Source organism: Jeotgalibacillus salarius (genome assembly GCF_004405125.1).
GTDB classification, from domain to species: Bacteria; Bacillota; Bacilli; order Bacillales; family Jeotgalibacillaceae; genus Jeotgalibacillus; species Jeotgalibacillus salarius.
Window position 1 is genome coordinate 1 of the sequence record NZ_SORX01000018.1, and the last position, 22037, is coordinate 22037.

General features: G+C 37.5%; 16 protein-coding genes and 1 riboswitch. Of the genes, 15 read left to right on the forward strand and 1 reads right to left on the reverse strand.

The genetic code is table 11. From position 1 onward, the window contains the following. Nucleotides 1-1080: 1080 nt before the first annotated feature. The 13 genes from E2626_RS16640 to E2626_RS16700 all read left to right on the forward strand — a co-directional run bounded on the left by E2626_RS16640 (nt 1081) and on the right by E2626_RS16700 (nt 18782). Nucleotides 1081-5130: an NACHT domain-containing protein gene (locus E2626_RS16640; protein ID WP_166786865.1), complete on the forward strand. Its 4050-nt coding sequence runs from the start codon at nt 1081-1083 to the stop codon at nt 5128-5130. A 220-nt stretch (nt 5131-5350) separates the two neighbouring features. Beyond that, the gene (locus E2626_RS16645) at nt 5351-5836 is read left to right on the forward strand and encodes a staygreen family protein (protein ID WP_134383251.1); all 486 of its coding nucleotides are present in this window, start codon (nt 5351-5353) and stop codon (nt 5834-5836) included. Between the two features lie 180 nt (nt 5837-6016). Continuing rightward, nucleotides 6017-6118: riboswitch (purine riboswitch) on the forward strand. A gap of 189 nt (nt 6119-6307) precedes the next feature. After that, nucleotides 6308-7456: a NupC/NupG family nucleoside CNT transporter gene (locus E2626_RS16650; protein WP_244094365.1), complete on the forward strand. Its 1149-nt coding sequence runs from the start codon at nt 6308-6310 to the stop codon at nt 7454-7456. A gap of 436 nt (nt 7457-7892) precedes the next feature. After that, nucleotides 7893-8630: a tRNA pseudouridine(38-40) synthase TruA gene (truA, locus tag E2626_RS16655; protein ID WP_134383299.1), complete on the forward strand. Its 738-nt coding sequence runs from the start codon at nt 7893-7895 to the stop codon at nt 8628-8630. A 278-nt stretch (nt 8631-8908) separates the two neighbouring features. Continuing rightward, entirely contained in the window at nt 8909-9355 is a 447-nt protein-coding gene (locus E2626_RS16660) for a staygreen family protein (protein WP_134383255.1), read from the forward strand. A gap of 216 nt (nt 9356-9571) precedes the next feature. Continuing rightward, entirely contained in the window at nt 9572-10105 is a 534-nt protein-coding gene (locus E2626_RS16665; RefSeq protein WP_134383257.1) for a glycerol-3-phosphate responsive antiterminator, read from the forward strand. Between the two features lie 343 nt (nt 10106-10448). Continuing rightward, the gene (locus E2626_RS16670) at nt 10449-12461 is read left to right on the forward strand and encodes an alpha/beta fold hydrolase (RefSeq protein WP_134383259.1); all 2013 of its coding nucleotides are present in this window, start codon (nt 10449-10451) and stop codon (nt 12459-12461) included. A gap of 262 nt (nt 12462-12723) precedes the next feature. Then, nucleotides 12724-13410 carry an isoprenyl transferase gene (locus tag E2626_RS16675; protein ID WP_134383261.1) on the forward strand — a complete coding sequence of 229 codons (687 nt, stop codon included), beginning with the start codon at nt 12724-12726 and terminating at the stop codon, nt 13408-13410. Nucleotides 13411-13582: 172 nt separating this feature from the next. After that, nucleotides 13583-14587, forward strand: coding sequence for an FUSC family protein (locus E2626_RS16680; RefSeq protein WP_279587266.1), 1005 nt, complete (start codon nt 13583-13585; stop codon nt 14585-14587). Nucleotides 14588-14788: 201 nt separating this feature from the next. Continuing rightward, on the forward strand, nt 14789-15916 hold the full coding sequence (locus E2626_RS16685) for a GGDEF domain-containing protein (protein ID WP_134383265.1): 1128 nt from the start codon (nt 14789-14791) through the stop codon (nt 15914-15916). Nucleotides 15917-16287: 371 nt separating this feature from the next. Next, nucleotides 16288-16917, forward strand: a complete 630-nt coding sequence (locus E2626_RS16690) for a transporter (protein WP_134383267.1) — start codon at nt 16288-16290, stop codon at nt 16915-16917. Between the two features lie 63 nt (nt 16918-16980). Continuing rightward, on the forward strand, nt 16981-17763 hold the full coding sequence (locus E2626_RS16695) for an SDR family oxidoreductase (RefSeq protein ID WP_134383269.1): 783 nt from the start codon (nt 16981-16983) through the stop codon (nt 17761-17763). A gap of 239 nt (nt 17764-18002) precedes the next feature. Continuing rightward, on the forward strand, nt 18003-18782 hold the full coding sequence (locus tag E2626_RS16700) for a Cof-type HAD-IIB family hydrolase (RefSeq protein ID WP_134383271.1): 780 nt from the start codon (nt 18003-18005) through the stop codon (nt 18780-18782). 206 nt (nt 18783-18988) lie between these two features. Here the strand turns inward: E2626_RS16700 and E2626_RS16705 are convergent, their stop codons facing one another. After that, the gene (locus E2626_RS16705) at nt 18989-19432 is read right to left on the reverse strand and encodes a MarR family winged helix-turn-helix transcriptional regulator (RefSeq protein ID WP_134383273.1); all 444 of its coding nucleotides are present in this window, start codon (nt 19430-19432) and stop codon (nt 18989-18991) included. 136 nt (nt 19433-19568) lie between these two features. Between E2626_RS16705 and E2626_RS16710 the strand changes: the two genes are divergently transcribed. Both E2626_RS16710 and E2626_RS16715 read left to right on the forward strand, forming a co-directional pair. Further along, nucleotides 19569-20993: an MDR family MFS transporter gene (locus E2626_RS16710; RefSeq protein ID WP_134383275.1), complete on the forward strand. Its 1425-nt coding sequence runs from the start codon at nt 19569-19571 to the stop codon at nt 20991-20993. Between the two features lie 261 nt (nt 20994-21254). Further along, nucleotides 21255-21998 (forward strand): YqcI/YcgG family protein, encoded by a 744-nt coding sequence (locus E2626_RS16715; protein WP_134383277.1) that lies wholly within the window; start codon nt 21255-21257, stop codon nt 21996-21998. Nucleotides 21999-22037 lie beyond the last annotated feature (39 nt).

Below are 22037 nucleotides of genomic sequence, written 5' to 3' on the forward strand. Positions count from 1 at the left end.
TCCGCGGAAAGCGAAGGAATGATCCGGCACGGCTTATGAAATTCAACAACCTGAAGAGCCTTTCCTATATGGAAAGGCTCTTAAATATTATGAAGATGTTTGAAGTAGGAGAGTTAAATTTACCACTTTGATATTATTTGAAGTTGTTAAGATAACATAGCGTTTATTCGAGAATATTAATAATTTTTATATTTCTAAAGAAAAATTTTATTGGGTCTGCTAGATAGATCGACATAAATGAAAAATTGTTTATATAGCAGGAAAAAGACATTTTCATTATCACAGAGAGTGTAAACATGAAAGACAGTCCAGAATAGTTCAAGACTAGCGAAAAATGGATCATTATAGCGAAGTGTCCACTGATCAATTAGAAGAGTTGTCTAGTGAGGAGACTCTATTTGTTATTATATTAGTTACGTTACCTACTACTTAAATTATAATTGAACTTTTGTATTTACTATCCTATTGTTTTTTCCTGTAGATATAACAATAGTAGTGGTTAATGATTTAAAGATCGAATTTAGTTAAATAATTCTATTAATAACGAAAGATGTCGATATAAAGAGTAAGTAATTTCAACAAAAAAAGTCAAGAAAAATATTAAGTAAGGGGAAATAATTAAATTCCCAGAGAGATAAAAATAATTTACGATGAATTCGAAATTTAGCTTGAGGCTGTAGAAAAAGAAGATACGTAAAAAAGATATTAAAGCTGGACACGATAAATTTAACGGAACCTTATCGTCTAATAATAAAAGATTTGAAGAATTACAATCGGGGAATATTGGTCTTGCTGATCGTTTAAAGGAAATTGATTATATAATTGCTATTCGAAGCGGTGTACTTGCGAGAATAATTGACTCATTATTGGTTGGCGAGTTTTGCTTTTAGCGTGGTAACGATTGGAGCGATGATATTAATGTTAATAAATTTTGTTAAAATTATATTAAAAAGACCAACCTTGATTCTTCTAAGCTTAGTCTGACTTCTTATTTCTTTTCTTATAACTCTCATTACATGCTCTCTTAGATGGTTGTGAAATATAAATACATATACTTAATTGGAAAAGATGGTGGAATTCTTGAAAATTAAATGGAAACGTAAAGAGTTGCCCATGGATTGGCAGAAACGTGAAGGGTTACTTAAGGTTCGGCAGGAGGGAAATAAGTCAGCAATTATTTTTGTCCATGGGTTACGAGGAGACCCTTATGAGACGTGGACTAAAAAGGGAAGTAACTCTTTACCAGAAATGTTTACAGAAGATGAAACGTATGATCATTATGATGTTTTTACTTTCGGATATAATACAGGTTTTATATTTAAAAGACAGCATTTTAAAGAGGTTTCTAAACTTTTATACACTGAAGTTAAAGCTAAGCTTGATGACTATGATGTATTTTATTTTATTACACACAGTATGGGCGGGATTATTGTTCAAAATATGCTAACAGAGCAGGTTGAACATAGAAATAAGGACTTTCTTGAAGCTGTTAACGGAGTAGTATACTTGGCAGTGCCCTTTTTGGGGTCTTCTATTGCTACTACAGCTTCAATACCTTATATGTTTATACCTCCTATACTTGGAGAAAAAGCAGTGTCTATACAAGTTCGTTCGTTGAGAGTATTTAGTAAGGACTTAGCGGAGTTGGCTGATAAATGGGTTCGTTATAGAGGCGAGGAGTTAGCTCATCTACATGAGCTAAATTTATATGGTCAATCGGATAAAACGGTCGCAGTTGCTTCTGCCCGTGCACCTTATATTAAGAATTCCCTAGCAGTGTCAGAGGGGCATATTAGTATATGTAAAATGGATATGGATAGTACTGTCTACCAATTAATTTCGAATTTTTATCAGGAGAATGGACAAACATTAAATAAAAGGTCCTTAAATACTGCAGAAATGGAGATAAGCAGATATCTTCAATGGTTAAAACAGCGTACAGAAAAATTTATCGTTCCAGGAGTTAATATACCTCTTTCCATTGAACACGCTTGGGCGAGTTTACATGTCATAGATGAACCTAATGAAACTATTAACGACTCTTTAGAGAAAGAGATTGCCAAATATCATGAATGGGAACGACTTTCTCATCGTCGTAATCCTAAAAAAAGTGCTCAGGAAATCACAGAATTAGGTAAAAGAGTCATCCTTATTGGAGGACCTGGTTCTGGAAAAAGTACTCTTGTTCGACGAGCAGTGAATAGGCTAGCAGCTAAAGGTGAGAAGGTATTGTATGTCCGTCTTCCGCAGTTGTCAAAGGAAATGGAACAGGGAAAGTCTTTTGAGGATGCGTTATGGTCAGTTGCACTTGATGGATATGCTGGGGATAAAGAGTTACTAAAGTCGGTTATAGGACATACAAACATTCTCATTGCGGATGGTTTAGACGAATGTGAACCATTACGAAGAAGAGTAAGTCAATCATTATATGAGTGGTCAATTGGTAGAAAAGATACTCGAGTGGTAGTAACAACTCGTCCTGTTGGATATGAGTCTGTCCAATTTAATACTTTTCATCACGTTGAGATATTACCGTTAGATGAAGTAGAAATTAAAACGTACTCCTTAAAACTTTTACAGACCTTAAATAATGATAAGAAGAAAGTAGAAGAAATGCACTCTAAATTCAAACAGCAATTGGAAAATAACAAAATGACTAATGTAGCAGCTCGAAGCCCACTGTTATTAAACTTTTTAGTTCAGTTGTTAATTTCAGGTAAAAATTTTGGGAAGTATCGTGCTGAATTGTATAGTAGAGTTCTAGAAGAATGGATCAGACAATCGGATAGGGTGAAAAATAAAAAACTTAATGAACAGGTTGCAATTCGTTCCATAGAGTGGATTGGATGGATTCTTCAAAATGTACTTGATAGTAACGGTGGGAGGTCTAAGCAGGAGGTATTGCAAAAGTTATCCAGCTTTATAGAGGATGAGCTTGATGTCAGACCTTTACAAGCTAAAGAAATAGCAACTGACTGTTTACAATTTTGGATAAATATTGGGGTACTAGAACATCTTGAGGTTGGATATGAAAATGGTTATACTTTTATTCACTTAACTTTAGGGGAGTATGCGGCTGGGAAGTATATTTCTAGTTTGCCAGAAGAGAGACAGCGAGAAATCTATATAGAAAGAATGCATTCTCCAATTTGGCGTGAGACATTGCTTCTAGCTGGAGGAGCGGGATCTGCTCGTCTGTTCGTTGAAACAATCTTGGAAATTACGAATGATAAGCTTGACTTATATAATGATATTGCATTTGCAGCTGCAATTTTAGCTGAATCACCACCTCTTTCGGACTTAAGTAAAAAAGTTGCTGAGAAAGCGATTGATACTATTAGTTCATCCATTTCCATGTTAAGTTATGAAGCAGGTGAGGCATTAGAGGGTATTGCTCAACAGGAGCCTGACTGGACTTTAACCCTTGTGAATCCTCTTTTACAACATGGTCAGGAGTGGACGAATCTTGTGGCATATAAATTAGCCCTTCTAACAAGACAATTTATAATTGATGAAACTACTGCTCTAAAGTTAATTGCATTGAAGCCAAGGGAATCTATCACCTCAATGGAGAATTTTAAAATCCCAACTGGGTGGTTGGAATGGAATAAGGTTATTGAACTGGCTATGGAACAACTTATAAGTAATGAGACTTTGGATGAAGGGGAACTAGTAAAAGTAATAGAGGCACTAGGGAAAGTAGGTTTTAGTGCGCATTTCCATATTGAGTTTTCAAGAATGCTTCAAGAGATCGGCAGATACGACCTGTTAGAAATATTAAATTCCAGTCATAAAAATAGTTTGAATCAATTTGATTTTCATAAGGATTCGTTAAGAATGCTCGAGGGAGAGAAGGCATTGCTTGCTTCTGTATTAAGGCAAATTCCTAATAGACAAGAATGGTATTTTGGTGAGGGGGAACCACTATTTGAAATCGGCAAGCTTTATCATGGTATGCAATTGGGAGAAAGTCCTGTTTTCGATTTGGATCCATTGGTGGAAGGAGTAAAGCTTTCAGCTGTGGACGAAGTTATAAAAGGTATGTTACTTGTACATGAAATAGGAGAAGAAGATATCTATAATGAGGCTCGGTGGGTGTTAAATAACCTTGAAAATAATAAATCATTGCTTTCTAAACTTCCGGTTATAACAGAACATGAGCCTAACTGGCAAAAGGCGGAATTCCTTTTAGATAAAAGTTTATTAATACAGTCATTAAGCTATCCATCTAAGGGAATTGCAATAAACGCTTCTCTTTTACTAGTAAATTGCTTTGAAGCATCTGAAGTGAAGGCTCCGTTTTATGAGGCGTTTATGGAGGCAGAAGGGAATAGCTTATTCTACTTTACTATAGTAGCAGAATATATTTTAGAGGATAATGCACTTTATGCTATTTTAGAACGCTTAAAGAAAACTCAAACAAATGGTCTGCGTTATTTATACGGGATTCTTCCTAATTTTTCTCAGGCAGGAAACCATGAATTGATTCTTACTTCTTTAATGAACGGTATTAACAACGACAAATCAATTGTAGTTAAGAGTGCAGCGGAAGCTATGCTAAAAATAGGTGAAGGTTATAACGAGGAAGAGGTATTCAAAATAGCAACATTTTGGGATGAAAATGGAGTTTTGTGCGAAAGGCATGGGATAAGAGTTGTGGGTTCCTACTGTCCAGAATGTCGTGTTGTTCCTAAAAGTCCTTTACCGGAGCTAATTAAATTATCAAAAAAAGGTGAAATTTTTTCTTTAGATGATAGAAAGTATTTTTCCAAGCATCCCCGTTCAGATGTACAAAAGGCTGGCTTTGAAGCATTGGCATATTTTCTATCCACTGATTCGAAAGAAATGAAGAGGTTGGTTATAGAGATTAAAGATGGAAAAGAAACTTCAGTATTGTTGGAAGCTATATTCAGTATGGATTACTCCAAACTAAAGCCTATTTCAGATGAATTACTTTCCTTAATTGAGAGTAATAATTTTGATGTAAGGAGCAGATTAATTAAGGAACTTGCTAATAGCCAGTGGGTAGATCAAATTGAAGCTATCCCAATTTTGGAAAAAGCATTAAATGACAAGAACTTTAAGGTTCGAAATCAAGCTGTTATTACCTATCGAAGCTTAAGATTATAAGGATAAGACTTCGAGAGAACTAGAATAGTAGAAAGTGAAGTGGATGAAAGTAAAAGCTTGTTTTCTTATATTTAGATCAAGATTATAGTGGTATTTCCAGATGATCTATTATGTAAATCACTATAAAATAATATAACTTTAAAGCATTCACTTAACCAGGTGGATGCTTTTTTAAATTCATGTATTCGTACATACATGATCGTGAAGGACCATAAATTTTATGAGTAGGAAATGCAGTACATTTCAGGAGGGTGATCTGTCGAAAAAGCTTAATCCGGAAAAGTTAACTGTTGAATTCAGCACGGGTGTAACGATTACTGAACCGGTAATAGGCCGTAAGTATACATTAACTCACTCCGACATCACTGCAGACCTTTTTCTCACAATTGGTCTGCAGTTTGCTTTTGAAAAAATTACTTCCATGAGGGATGAAGTGCTTGCGGAATGGAAAATGGCTAATGGATTTCCATTTCTATACGTATATGTCTATGTTGATGGAGCGTTTGATCCGGCAGTTACTGCAGTGCGGGATGCAATTTTCAGGCGGGAGCTGCCTTTAGCTTTAGAGGCGATCAGATATGGAGATAGAAAATTCTTTGCAGCGCATCCAGCGTTAGACAGTGCACCGATTTGGATTCACTTTGATTCAACAAATCCAATGTACAACAAGTTTGAGAACTGGGGTACCCCTGGTTATTATAAGTAATTCGGTTAAACCCATTGTCTTTTAAACGAGTTGGACTATTAATATAACTGCGGAGAAATCATTTAAGGAATAGTTGGATAAATCGAGTGTTTGTCCATCCTGATCGTGCGAAATTTCACAATATATAATCTTTATGATTTTATATTGTGTAAAAGTTCTTCCTCATGATAAAGTGTCAAAACAAACTTCATATGAATTCCTTATATAACTATGGTGATATGGACCATAAGTCTCTACCTGGCAGCCTTAAATTGCCGGACTATAAGGAAAGTCATTCTATGCATGAAAAGTGTATGGGGCTTTCTTTGTATTGAGAGAAAGTCACATACGCTTTTTATTTTTTCCTAAAAGTGGTCTGACATCATACGACTATATAGAAATATAAGAAATGATTGAAGTGAACACATCACTGGGAGGTATCTTGCTTTGAGTTTTATTTATGGCGTTTTTTCTTTAATGGGAGTTCTGTTTTTGGCATGGCTATGGAGCAGCAAGCGTTCTGCGATTAATTGGCGCATAGTCATTATAGGTCTTGTGCTTGAATTTTTACTTGTTTTGTTCGTTTTGAAGGTTCCTTTTGGACAAGCCATCCTTAATAATGCGGCGCTCGGTGTTCAGAAGGTGATTGATTATAGCACGGAAGGGATCATGTTCGTCTTCGGAGGTTTTTATGAGGAAGGAACTAACATCACGTTCGTTTTTGCAATTAATGTCCTGGGTGCGATCATTTTTATTTCGGCACTGATTTCTGCCCTGTATTATTTACGTCTAATTCCTTTTTTTGTAAAATACATTGGAATTGGACTTGGCAGGATTTTAGGTACAACAAAGGTAGAATCGTTCAATGCGATCGGCAACTCATTTTTGGGCTTAGTGGAAGCCCCGCTATTGATCAAACCTTATCTGATCAAGCTGACCCGTTCAGAAGTTTTTGCTGTAATGGTTGGAGGAACCGCTTCGGCAAGTGGAGCCATATTAATCGGGTATTCTTTGATGGGAATAGATATGAAATTACTGCTTCTTTCCGTTTTCAGTGTGCCACTCGTTTCGCTCATCATTGCTAAAGTGATGGAACCTGAAACAGAGGAATCTCAGACAAATGGCGATATCTCACTGGGGAAAACCACATATACCAATGTATTTGAAGCAATTGCAGATGGTGCGATGAACGGAACAAAGCTCGCCATTAATATTGGGGGGCTGTTAATCGCTTTTATTGGCATCCTGGCACTGATTAACGGTCTGCTGGGTCTTGTGAACACAGAGCTTTCCACCATTTTTGGCTATATCTTCTATCCTTTGGCGGTGCTGATCGGTATTCCGATGGATGAGGCATTCAAGGCTGCCTCTATTATAGGCACCAAGCTTTCAATTAACGAGTTTGTCGCATTCAGCGAGCTGTCGTCAATCATGGACGATCTTTCACCAAAGACAGTGGCCATTTTAACCATTGCGCTTTGCAATTTCGCCAACCTGTCCTCTATTGGACAATTGATTGTCGGACTGGGTTCCCTTGAGCCCACCCAGCAGAAAACTGTATCCAAATTAAGCTTCAAAGCAATTGTGGCAGGAACCCTTGCAAGCTTTATTACAGCGATTATCGTTGGCATCTTTTTATAAGAATCGTAACGTTCTAACGCTGATTAGACTTCATGATGATCAATGAATATAGAGAGGGTCATTGGTTGATTATATAATTGTCACTACTGCTGGCGAATTAAGACGAAATCATTGTTAATTGAAGATTTATTCTAAAGCACCATTTACAACAGTTATTAAATTTGTGACAATGATAGATACGAACTAGTTCATATATTGATTAGAGCAGATTGTAAGAAATGAAGCTGTTAAGCATGCTGGACTAGCTCTAGTAAGATCCTTTTGAACTTTAATAAGCCGTAGGCAGAGCTGAATTTCTTCCAAAACTACCGACCGGTTAGTGCCGGTGAGTACACATCTGCATCTGTTTTTTAAAAATTCTACAGCAAGCACACAGATCACGTTCAGTGTGTCAGCAGAGAGATCGAAATAGATGAGTAAAGAACAGGAGATTGAAATGAACAATTATAAATTAACGATTCAGTATGATGGTGGCCGCTACAAGGGTTGGCAGCGACTAGGTGATAATGACAATACGATTCAGGCAAAGATTGAAAATGTATTAACAGAGCTGGCAGAAGAAAAGATTGAAATCATTGGGTCTGGCAGAACGGATGCAGGTGTACATGCACTTGCCCAGATCGCTAATTTTAAGATGCGTAAACATGCAACGGAAAATGAAGTGATGCAGTACCTGAACAGATATCTTCCTCATGATATCAGCATCACTCATGTTAAGTTGATGGATCATCGTTTTCATTCACGCTATAATGCTAAAGATAAGACTTATTTGTATAAGATTTGGAACGAGCAATATACACATCCCTTCATGAGAAAGTACAGTATGCATGTGGATCAAAAGCTTGATATCGAAAAAATGAGAAAAGCTGCTCAATATTTTATAGGTAAGCACGACTTCACGTCTTATTCCAACGCTAAGTCGAAGAAAAAGTCTATGGAACGTGAAATATACTCACTTAAGATAAGTGAAAATGCAGGATTTATCGAAATTAAAATACGCGGCAATGGATTCCTTTACAACATGGTAAGAAAAATTACAGGAACTTTAATTGAAGTTGGCGTAGGAGATATGGATGCTAGTGCAATACCTGGCATTCTTAAATCAAAAGAAAGAATTCAAACAGGTCGTATGGCAGATTCAGAGGGACTGTATTTGGAGAGAGTTGGTTTTTAAATCATTTTGAATTATACAAACTCCAATCCTGCTGCGAATGTAAGTCAGCAGTTTGACCACCATTACATCAATATGTCTGCGATGATCTCACGCAATGCACGTTGAGTGTATTGTGTGGCTGGAGAGATAAATACAATAATATTTTAAGCATTCACCCAAAGAGGGTGGGTGCTTTTTTTTTATAAATTCATTCTATTGTACATACATGATTGTGAAGGACCATAAAGTTAAAAAATAGAATGTTATGTGCAGCAAGCATATTTTAGGAAGGTGATATAGTGACAAAGCTCAATCCTGATCAGTTATTTGTTGAATTCAGATCTGGTGTAACGATGACTGAACCGGTAATAGGCCGTAAGTATACATTAACGCACTCAGATATCACTGCAGACCTTTTTCTTACAATAGGTCTGCAGTTTGCTTATGACAAGATCAATGTCATGAGGGATGAAGTACTTGCAGAATGGAACATGCATCATGGTTCTCCATTTCTATTCGTATACGTTTATGTGGACGGAGCGTTTGGCCCGGAAGTGACTGCTGTACGTGATGCGATCTTCAGGCGTGAGCTGCCTTTAGCTTTAGAGGCAATCAGGTATGGAGATAGAAAACTTTTTGTAGCTCATCCAGCGTTAGACAGTGCACCAATATGGATTCATTTTGATTCAACAAATCCACTGTACAACAAGTTTGAGCACTGGGGTACCCCTGGGGATTATAAGTAACATGCTGTTAACACGGACGACTGTTAAAAAAAGCAAATTTTTAAGAATGATTTGATTATAAAACGTATAGAAGGTATATTTTGATAAACGAAATACTTTTACTGGAGGCATAACATACCGAATATAGAAAAAATCTGCAAAAAAAGTAATACTAGTGTAAGGTGATGTAACAAAAGTACTATTTTCATATTTCTATCATTCAAGTGAGGTGATAATTTGTTAAAGGATGTCATACCAGCTGTTCGTAGCATGAAGGATTTTGAGCATGCCATAGAAAATGATCATGAATATATCATTTTACTTGAAACGCGGCTTTCGCAAGTTGAAAGTGTCGTCAAATATGCTAAGCAGCATCAGAAAAAAGTGTTTATGCATGCTGATCTCGTTCAGGGATTAAAAGTAGATGAGTATGGACTGGAATATTTGATTCATAATGTGAAAGTAGATGGAATCATCTCTACTCGAGGGAATGTGATTGCTATTGCAAAAAAGAATAATATCATTGGGATTCAACGTCTATTTGCATTAGATAGTTACGCACTTGACCATAACTTAGAAGCCTGCAAAAAAATTAAACCTGATTATATTGAAGTGTTACCTGGAATAATGCCAGGTATTTTGAAAGAAATTACCGATGAGACGGGGATTCCACTAATTGCCGGTGGGTTAATTCGTACAAGGGAAGATGTAAATAATTCGCTAAATAATGGAGCTTTGGCGGTTACAACGTCGAACAGAGAGCTATGGTGAAGTTTTAGATTTAGATTATTTACAGATTAGAAATAACTTATCATTATTATAGAGAAATAACTAAATCAAATTGACAACGCTTTCACGTATGTGTATACTTGCTTTTAAGTTAATAAATTGTGACGAGATCAGGAGACACATTGAATACCTTGGAGATTAATCCAGGGCGTTTGATGTGTCTTTTTTTAATGTTCTGAAAATTCTTATCATTCTAAGGCAGTAAACCAACATATGGAGGTGAAATGATACATACGCTTTAGAACAATCAGAACTCACTATTTATTAACAGCATCTATATGGATGTATGTCCATATTTCAAATTAAGTACTTAAAGGAGGATATCATGAAAAAGAAACCAGTCGTATTATTAATTATTTCATTATTGCTCATATTGGTCGGCAGCTTCGTTGCTTCTCAATTCAACAGTTCGAGTGGAGATGTTGATGTTTCACGTATTTATTTTGATACGCCAAGAGGCGAACTATCAGGGCTATTATATAAACCGGATGGTGCTGATCAGGATGCAAAACCGACTATTATCGCAACACATGGTTACCTGAATTCAGCTGAAATGCAGGATGCTCAGGCAATTGAAATGTCCAAAAGAGGATATGTTGTTCTCGCATTAGACCAATATGATCATGGTCATTCAACAGGTACAATGGAAAAGCCAGTTCCATTCTTTTCTTTCTGGCCACACGCGATTTATGATGCTGTGCAATACATGTATGAACAAGATTATGTATTGAAAGATGATGGTGGCAATGGAATTATCGCAGTAACAGGTCATTCAATGGGAGGTTTTTCTTCTACTCACGCCGTTATGCTGGATGAGACAGACTTTCAGGAAAGTGGCATAAGAAAAATTTATGCTTCACTCACGATGGGTTCTGATTATCAATGGGTGAAGACACTTGGATTTACAGATGAACAAATAAACGATTCATATGGTCCGAGGTTTTCAGGGAAAATCGCAGCGGAATATGATGAGTTTTTCTTTGATCCAGCAGCGAGTGCGGCTGGGCAGTCTGTAATTAAAAAGGACTATGTTGGTACAGAAGAAGGGCAAGGGTTCTTAGGAAATCCGGAAATGGCAGAAGCGGGTACCGTATATGATATAGATGATGGAAAACGAATCATCTATCAACCGAATGAAACACACCCGTGGAATCACTTTTCAAAAACATCCACAGCGCATGCAATTGATTTTTATGATATGGCATTTGCTGATTATGATCAGGCAGTATCTATTGATCAGGATGGGCAGACATGGATGTGGAAAGAGTGGTTTTCATTTGTCGCTTTAATTGGATTTATTTTGTTCTTCATTCCAGCCATTCAATTGTTAGGAAAGCTACCGTTCCTTACGAATATCTACACAAGTAAACCAGCATCACTTCCTGAACCAAAAACTAATGGTGCGAAACTTGCAGGTTTACTATTAGTTGTTTTCGGAGCGCTATTCCCTGCAATATTCTTCTCTGCATATTATGGAGGAGACTTCTATGGAATGAGGCTACTGAGACAAATTAGCATGATCTTAATCGCTCTGTCAGCAATTATATTCATTTATTCAATCGTGAAAAAAGCTGATAGAAGCATCAAGTCATGTTCGATTATTATACTTGTGTTAAGTACCATTCAATATTTCTTCTTGAAAAATCAGGCTACTTTAATTGCCACAACAGAATTTTTTGGTGCACCAACAGTTAATCCTATCGTGTACTGGGCAATTAATGTTGCGATCTTGACATTGATCATCATGGTTGGCTACCATTACGTTTCCAAAAAGCCTGAAGGGGCTACATCTAAAAATTATGGTGTGAAAGTAAGCTTTAAAACGATTATTGCTGCATTTTTCACTGCATTCATCACATTTGCGGCTGCTTATGGGCTTCTATTTATTGTTGATGCCGTATTCAAAACAGATTTCCGACTGTGGACATTTGCAGTTAAAACATTTGAAGGTCAGCATATTGTTGCATTAATCAAATATGCACCTCTGTTCCTGATCTATTACTTTGTAGTTGGACTATCCGTGAATATGAATACAGCAAGTGTGAAGTATGATGGTTTTAAAGGGTATCTCATCTCAATATTCCATTTTGTAGGCGGATTGGCTCTATACCTCATCTATCACTATGGACTATTGTTTATCACAGGTACGGCTGGCTACCCAAGTCAATCACTGGCTTCGATCATTGTGATTGGTCTAGTGCCAGCGTTAACAATTGCAGCGATCTTTAACCGCTATTTCTATAGAAAAACGGGTAATGTATTCGTAGGAGCATTTCTTAATACGCTGCTGCTGACAATGATCACAGTAGCAAATACAACGCTTTATACAATCCTTTAATTGCATAACTGAAAAAATTAAAGTCTTCACATTCACCCCGAAAGTTAGAGTCGAATTCTAACTTTCGGGGTTTTTTTATTATGTCTAAATAGGCTGTACGATTTAAATAAGTGGATCAACTGAATGATTTGTCTACATGTTAAGAAAAATTATTTCTGTAAAATTTATTGATTATCAATAAAAATATATTTATAATCATATTATATATAATAAATATCAATATACTCATTAACAGATCTAATATTGAGAGGTGTTGGAAACCATGAGTCAACTAACAGGCATTTCACATATTGCCATTATCATGGATGGTAACGGCAGATGGGCTGAAAAAAGAGAACTTTCGCGGACAGATGGTCATTCGAAAGGGGTTTCAACTGTAGTGAGGATCGTTAAAAGAGCTTCTGAAAGAAATGTGAAGTATTTAACGCTTTATACATTTTCATCAGAAAACTGGAAAAGGCCACAAAAGGAAGTTGAATTTATTCTACAGCTCCCAAAGAAGTTTCTGTTTCAATATCTTCCTGAATTAATGAGAAATAACGTTAAAATTAATATTTTGGGGGATATAGAGCGGCTTCCATATGGCACGCGTGAAGCGTTGAAACATGCTGTTAGGAAGACAGCGAAAAATGATGGGCTTCAGCTTAATTTCGCTCTGAATTATGGAGGAAGACAGGAGCTTCTTAACGCTTTTAGACAGATGAAAGAGGCAGGGGAAGAGGTAACTGAAAAGGGACTGGAAAAATATCTTTATACAAGCGGGATGCCGGATCCTGAACTGCTGATCAGAACAGGAGGAGAAAAACGGATAAGTAATTTTCTCCTGTGGCAAATGGCATATACAGAATACTATTTCTCTGATGCATTATGGCCTGACTTTTCAGAAGATGAATTTGATCGTGCAATCGATGAGTTTAATTTCAGACACAGACGTTTTGGGGGATTGTAAATCTTTGTTTCTGAACAATTGAAATTTCTCAGATAATATTTATCATTTCAATCGCAGATGAAATTCTTTTTGTTTTTGACATATCGCCTTCTGCATTTTAAAGTTAAATCATATTTGTAAAAGGGCTTTTGCTTGTGGAAAGGGGAAAATCACCATTACTTTTGGACCTCGGATTTTTAAGACTGGATTAGCAGTTATACTTGCTGTATATATTTGTGAACTTTTTGCAGTAGACAATATCGTTTTTGCTGCTGTTGCTGCTATTTTAGCGGTACAGCCATCATTGTATAGAACCTGGAAGCAACTTCCCGATCAATTAATCACAAATACACTTGGCGCATCCATCTCGTTATTTTTTATATACTTTTTAGGTGAAAATCCAGTCTCCATCGGAATCGTTGTTATGATCATGATTTCATTAAGCCTGAAATTTAAAATGGAAAGCACGATTCCGATTACGCTTGTGACCGTAGCTGCGATTATGACCTCCGGGGCGGCCGGGGATGTATATTTTGCACTTGAAAGATTCCTGGTTATTTTAATAGGGACAATTTCCGGTATATTTATTAACCTTGCTGTTTTTCGACCAGAATATAAAAAGAGTTTTTCAGATAACATCCAGTCCGCTTTCCAGCAGATGTCTTTACTTTTACGTACTGCAATATCTAATGAACTGACAGAAAAATCATATCAGGAAATTTCGAAGAACTTTAAGAAAGAACTGGAAATGTTAGAGTCGCAATTCGGTTTGTTTAATGAAGAAAGGGTTAAGTTTGGAAAATCAAAAGCAAAACAACTGAATGACAGAGAGATTATTGTCTTCAGACAAATGATGAAGACATTGAATGAAGGAGAGCAGCTTCTCGATAAAATAGAAAATCATTATTTTCAAAGTAAGACTGAACAAAATATAAATCATTTATATGATCAGTATGTGGAAGAATTAATTAAATATCATGAGTACCTGATTTTAAAATATCAAGGAAAAATAAAAGAATATCAACATTCAGAAGAAGATATGTTAAGCAAGAGAAATGAATTTTATCATACTGTACTCGATCTTTATCAGGAAGATCATGATAAAAAATTACGTTTAGTCATCGTTTCTTCCGCCCTGCTGGAGTACACGTTTCATCTGGGACGGTTGGATCAGTTATTGAATCAGTATCAAAATTAACACAAAATGTTTTTTTACATATATATTGAGGCACCTGTTCATTTTATAGCAGGTGCTTTTTAACGATTAATAAATAATTGATAATTCTTAATTGAGAAATTATTCCTTTGACAAAGGTGAAAAAAGTAGGATAATTAAATAAAAAAGAAACAAAAGGGGTCTTTTGGTTTATTTGATTAAATAGCGGACAGGAGAGGGAATATGGAATACTTAGTGCAATTCCAGATTAATATTTTTGCCTTTGCCGTGCTGGCCATCCTTTATACAATTGTTAAAATGAGATCTAAAATTGAAACCTTCAGTAAAAAACTGCTTAAGATCATCATGGTTACGAGTGCGATTGCGATGATATTGGAGCCTTTGACATGGATATTTGATGGTATGCTTTTTACTGGGGCATATTTTCTGGAATACAGCACTAATTTTCTGCTTTTTCTTGTCGGTCCTGTTCTTGGCGGCTTTATGCTCTCGTATGTTGATTACCACATTTTCAAAGATCCCAAGCGTGTATACAAAAAAGGTTTTTATCAGCATTTGAGTGTATTCACATTCCTCATTCTGGTGATTAATATGTTCTATCCATTATATTTTCAAGTAAATTCCTCTACAAATAGCTATAGTAGCGGAGATTTTAAAGATGTTCATTATATCGTCCTGGCAAGTTTATATATCTATATGAATTACTTTTTAATAAAAAATCGAAAAGAAACACGTCCATATGTCGTGAACATATTCATTGGATTCTTTCTTCTGCCGATTGTTGGTATGGTAATCCAAATGTTTGATTCTAAGTTATACTTTTCCTGGACAGCAAGTGTGCTCGGCATTTTAGTGGCTTATATATTTTTAGAATCCACGACCGCTGAAGAAGACTTTCTTACCAAACTTTATAATCGTCACAGCTTTGAAATCTATCAGAAGCACCTGATTGAAGCTGGCAAACCGTTTGGCATCATGCTGATAGACCTTAATTTTTTTAAGGAAATCAATGATCATTACGGTCACCGGCGGGGGGATCAGGTATTAATTGGTTTTGCGGAAGTATTGAAAAAAGGTTTTGATCAAAAAGGACTGATTGCCAGGCTGGGCGGAGATGAATTTATCATCATTTATGAAGGTGACCAGGTTAATCCTGATCAAATTGCCGATAAAATAGGCCATCTGCTTAAAAAGCACGAAGATCCAATCATCCGGGAAATGAGCTTCAGTTACGGCTGTGAGTTCTACTCACAAAACATGTCTGTTGATCAAATGTACACAACTGCTGATGAAAAAATGTATCAGGATAAACGTGCAAGTAAAACACATGAACAGGGAAACATGGGATAATAAACGAAAAGAGGCCTTCAGTCGTGGCCTCTTTCTCTGTAAGTTCTGTCTAACCATGGAAATCCAATCATTCAATTCCTCAAGATTCTTCTCATGATCAGCTGTCTTTCTCACATTCTGAATAATAAATTGGCCGTTTGGAAATGTAGGTATTCTTTCCTTACTGACATATAAGTCCTGTTCAGGCACATCATACATCAGGTTCTTTTGCAAAGAATTCAAAGAATGAACGTATAACCATCATCGCTAAGTCTATCCTAATTTATCCACTTAGAGGTAAGCGTTAAAAGAATAACTCTTTTCCGAACCCTGAAAAGCTTAAATTTGATAGTATAGACAATAGAGTTAATTTCGGGGGAAGGTAATCATTGATGTCATCTATACTTTCAAAAATATATGAAGGCTTCATGATCATTCTTGTAATTTTTACAATTACGACACTGTGGAGCGACCAGCCATACAGCTCAATTACAAACTGGATTGTCTGGCTGATCTTTTTTATTGATTTTGTTATCAGGCTTTTCAGGTCTGACTCTAAATGGGGTTTTATTAAAAAGAACCCTTTTTTAATGATCGCAATTATACCACTTGATCAATTTTTTCAGGCTGCCCGAATTGTGAGGATCATCTATTTATTCCGTACCAAAACAATTACAAAACACTATGTTCAGCCAGTGATTGATAAAGTTAGTAATGCTTACAAACTACTTTTTCTATTCATCATACTTGCAGTATTTTTAATAGAGTCATTTATCATTTGGCAAATGCAAAACGTCATTACAACTTATACTGAAGCTCTGACGTTTATATTCAGTCAGTTACTATTCTTTGGCAGGCGGATCTATGAAATTGAATCCACACTGATGCACACTTTTGTCATTATTAATTCGATCATTGGTGTTATCCTTCACGGGATTGCGATTCAGTGGTTATTTAACAAGTTTGATGACACTTTTAAATCCTTTAAAAAGTATATGAAAAGCAAGGTTTCCTCTTCTTAACGTTTACATTTCTTTCAACTGGGAAGAAGTGGTGTATGACTAGCATGCAGGAGGAAATTTGATATGACGAAAACAATATTTATTACCGGAGCAGGCACAGGCCTTGGCAGAGGTGCCGCTCTAGGCCTGGCGAAAAAAGGTCACCGTGTCATCGCAACAACAGAATTAACGGCCCAAAAGACTGACCTTTTAAGAGAAGCAGACAATCAGGGACTAGATATAGAAGTTTTTAAAATGGATATAACAAATCAACGCGATCTCGCTGAAATGACCAAATATGATTTCGACGTATTTGTTGCGAACGCAGCGATCAATGAAGGCGGTCCGCTTGGTGAAGTTCCGATGGATCGTTTCCGTGCCTTGTTTGAAGTAAATGTGTTTGCGACACTGGAATCTGCACAGCTCGCTGCACAGAAACTTGTTAAAAAAGGAAGCGGAAAAATTATTTTCATGAGTTCAATGGCAGGAATCTCTGCGACACCGTATGTAGGACCGTACACGGCAACCAAACATGCACTGGAAGGCATTGCTCAAACAATGAAAGCAGAGCTTGAAGAGTTTGGTGTCCAGGTAGCAACGATTAACCCGGGTCCATTCGCAACAGGCTTTAACAAACGCAGTGCGGAAGAAAAGTGGAAATGGTATAACGAGGACCAGCACTTCACGCGAAAAGAAGATATGATTGAACAGGAAGAAGGGTTACAGGAATTTGATCCGGAAGATATGATCGAAAAGATGATTGAAATCATTCCTGCCGACCACCACAAATTCCGAACCGTCTATCCACAGGAAACGGAAGACCAATTAAAACAAACGCAAAAAGAACGATGGGATATGGAGATTTAAACGATCTGGCAGCTGAGAAATCAATACTCAGCTGCTTTTTCTGTGCGAAATGAAACGATCTCAGTTAAACTGTAGATATTAAACATTCGTTTTGTTAAAGTTCATTGTTGCCTTTGCACAGCTGGTGATTGGAACGTAAGGCGGTGACTCCTGCGGCAGGCCGCGGAAATCATCCGCCTGAAGTGGAGATCAACAGCCAACTTTTACAGAACCAAAACATGAAAAAGGTTGGATGAATAATGGAAAAAAGTATTATATTCTTTGATATAGACGGTACATTATTAAACCATGATAAAAAACTGCCCGCTTCAACAAAAGAGGCAATTTTTAAGCTTCAAAAACTTGGTCATGAAGTGGCAATTGCCACAGGACGTGCACCATTTATGTACGAGGATCTGAGAAAAGAATTGGGCATCCGCTCATTCATCAGCTATAACGGTCAATATGTGGTGTTGAATGATGAAGTGATTTTTACAAATCCATTAAATGCTGAAGCGCTTGAGAAACTGACTGCTGCTGCAGTGGAAAATGAGCATCCGGTTGTTTACATGGATCACGAGGATATGAAAGCGAATGTACGTAAGCATGCATTTATCGAAGAAAGTATCGGAACTTTAAAAATCGGAATGGAGCCAACTCACGATCCCGATTATCATGTAGATCGCCCACTTTATCAATCTCTCTTATTCTGTGAAAGAGGGGAAGAAAAGCAATACAGAGAAACGTTCAAAGATTTTGATTTCATCAGATGGCACGCTTATTCTGTAGACATTCTGCCAAAAGGCGGTTCCAAAGCTCAGGGCATTTCAAAAATGATAGATAAACTCGGTTATCCACCAGCGCGTCAATTCGCATTTGGGGACGGGTTAAATGATATTGAGATGCTGACCAATGTGGAAAACAGTTTTGCGATGGGGAATGCGCTGGATAAAGTGAAGGCTTCTGCCAAATACGTTACAAAATCCGTAGAAGAAGACGGCATTTTGCACGGATTGAAAATGGCAGGGCTTTTAGAGTAAAAAAACATGCGGTGCAGGCGTGCACCGCATGTTTTTTCATTGTAAATATTAATGAGGTTAAGGTAGTTCTTTTTACACTATTCTAAGAAACAAGGCGTTATTTCTAAGAACGTTAGATATTTTTCTGCGAACCATGATATAGATTCTGAGAACACTCCATGTTTATCTGAGAACACATACCATTTTTCCACGAACCACATTAAACCTCAGTCCTCACTCGACCAGTACACCTTCACAGATTCATTAAACTTCTTCAATAAAACTCCAAACTGTTCACGTTCTTCTTCAGTCCAATCTACAAGGAGCTCATCTACTTTTTCTCGTCTGACTTTTTGATATTCAGTCATTTCACGCTGGCCTTCTTCAGTAATTTCGTATAAGTATGATCTCTTATCCTGAGCAAGGGGGGTTTTTTTCACATAGCCCTTCTGATCAAGTGAAGCAGCCTGCCTGCTGACTGTAGATATATCGAGCTGTAGTTCTTCGGCAAGCCCTTTTACTCCTGCAGGGCCGTGGGTGGAAATCTGATAAAGAAGCAGGTACGCTGCTCTGACCAGGTTTTCTTCTCTTTTACTTCTTGCAACAGAAGCAATTCTTCTTGAAAGCACAGCCATTTCTAATTCAATTTGTGCTAAAGACTTTTCCTTCATCGTCATACCGCCTTCGTATCATTTCTAAAAGCAAAGTGCTTGCCCCTTAATAGTTGTATGATACAATCATATAGTTGTATAATGCAAATACTTAATTCGTTAATCGAAGAAATTTATAAATGAAAGAAGGATTTATATGAGTTCAAAGGATCAGGCCAGGGGTGCTGGAATAAATAAAATTCCACTGCTGATTGTGTTAATTTCAGGTGCGTTCGTTGCAATCTTAAACCAGACACTTTTAGCCACAGCAATTCCTGTCATTATGGAAGATTTAGAACTGAATGCTTCTACTGCACAGTGGCTTCAGTCAATTTTTATGCTGGTAAATGGAATCATGATTCCGATTACGGCTTTTTTAATTGAACGTTTCACAACCAGAAGACTTTTCCTCACCGCCATGGGGCTGTTTGCTGTCGGTACACTTGTCTGTGCGATCGCCCCGAACTTCGGCATATTACTGTCAGGGCGCGTACTTCAGGCATCTGGTGCCGGTATTATCATGCCTTTGATGCAAACGATTCTGTTTTTGATTTTCCCATTAGAAAAGCGGGGTCAGGCCATGGGAATGTTTGGACTTGTCATCGCATTTGCGCCGGCAATAGGACCTACATTATCCGGATGGATGGTTGATCAATTTCCATGGAGAAGCTTATTTTATATCATTCTTCCGGTTGTCATTATTGATATTATTGTTGCATATTTTATTTTGAAAAACGTAACAAAACAGACTTTCCCTAAAGTTGATCCGATCTCTATCGCACTATCAACTCTGGGGTTCGGTGGTTTACTTTACGCATTCAGTACGGCAGGTAACAGCGGCTGGGCAAGCGCTCACGTATTGATTTCACTTGTAGTTGGCTTAATTGCACTGCCGATTTTTATTACCAGACAGTCTAAATTAAAGCAGCCAATGCTAGAATTTAAAGTGTTCCGCAACAAAGTATTCACGATTACAACAATCATTGGAATGGTTGTCTTTATTGCAATGATTGGCGGAGCAGTTGTACTGCCGCTTCTGATGCAGAACATGCTTGGATTTACTGCTTTTGAATCAGGTCTTATGCTGCTTCCGGGTGCGGTGCTGATGGGGTTAATGAATCCTGTGTCAGGTAAACTTTTTGATATGTTCGGTGCGAGATGGCTGGTGATTACCGGCATGGCGCTCTTAACCATTACAACGTTTATGTTTACGAATTTAACTGTCGATACTACATTTACTTATCTCGCATCAGTAAATGCGGTTCGGATGTTTGGTTTGGCACTCGTCATGATGCCTGCAACAACAGCTGGCTTGAACCAGCTGCCTGATAGTCTGATCCCTCATGGTACTGCAATGAACAATACCATGAGGCAGATCGCCGGTGCTGTCGGAACTGCGCTGCTGGTTACAGTGATGTCTACTGCAGCGATTCCATCAGAAGGAATGGAAGGTATGGTACATGGTGTGAACGTTTCATTCATTGTGGCAGGCATCACAGCATTGATCGGGTTGATACTTGCTTTCTTTGTAAAAACTAAAAAAGAAATGGATCAGGATATCGCAGACCAGAATCGTGCGTAACAATGGACAGTACTCATCAATGAGTGCTGTCTTCTTTTGTTGCAGCTCTAGTAGAGTCAATTGTTGTTTCTGCACAGTTGGCGATTGGAGCGTAAGGCACTGAACTCCCTGCGCCTGGCTGTGGAAAACATAGGAGTGAAACGCAGTAAAAGCAATTTGAGAGAGTAAGAAAATTACCCGTTATCTGTTTTAATTTGGAAACACGTTTTCACCTGGAAAAAAGGGGTAGAAACTAATAGAACATTTAATGGAGGCAATAACATGGTGTTAAAAAGTTCAGGTTTATTAACGAAAGAAGAGATGGAAAATCACGAAAAGCTCCCGGAGTGGCTGATAAAAGAATATAAGACGTTCGAAGAGACTGTGTTGGATCCGACTTTCCCCTGCTACTTTGGCATGAAAGGCCAGCGCAAAGGAGAACTTCGCTACGCATACATATCGCAGGAAGACTGGACGAATTTGCCTCAGGCAGTCGGAGAATTTCTGACACTGTTTAATGAAGCGACAAAGATTAAGCATGGACTGTTTATTTTCGTTGAACCTTTTGAAGAAGAGGGAGAGTTGGAAGATTATCGTGCACAATTCTGGGAAATTATTCAGTATCTCCACGACATGGATGATACAGAGTGGCCGGAAGAGCATCCGAGGGATCCTGAACATTTTCTGTGGGATTTTCATTTTAAAGGTGAACCGATATTTGTATTTGGGAATACACCTGCTTATAAACAGAGAAAAACACGTGATCTTGGAAACAGCATGGTACTGGGCTTCCAGCCGCGTGCGATTTTTCAGGGACTCGAAGGCACTGAAAAAGGCGGAGTGATGTCACGTGAAAAAGTCCGTGAACGCGTCGAGAAGTGGGACCAGCTTCCGAAGCATCCTGATATCAGTCATTACGGAGATCCTGATCACAATGAATGGAAACAGTCGTTTATCGGAGATGACATCGAGCCGATTACAGGAAAATGTCCATTTATTCATAAAGAGATGAAGGTTCATTCATAAGAATAAGAACAGTGAATATTAATTGTTCACTGTTTCTTT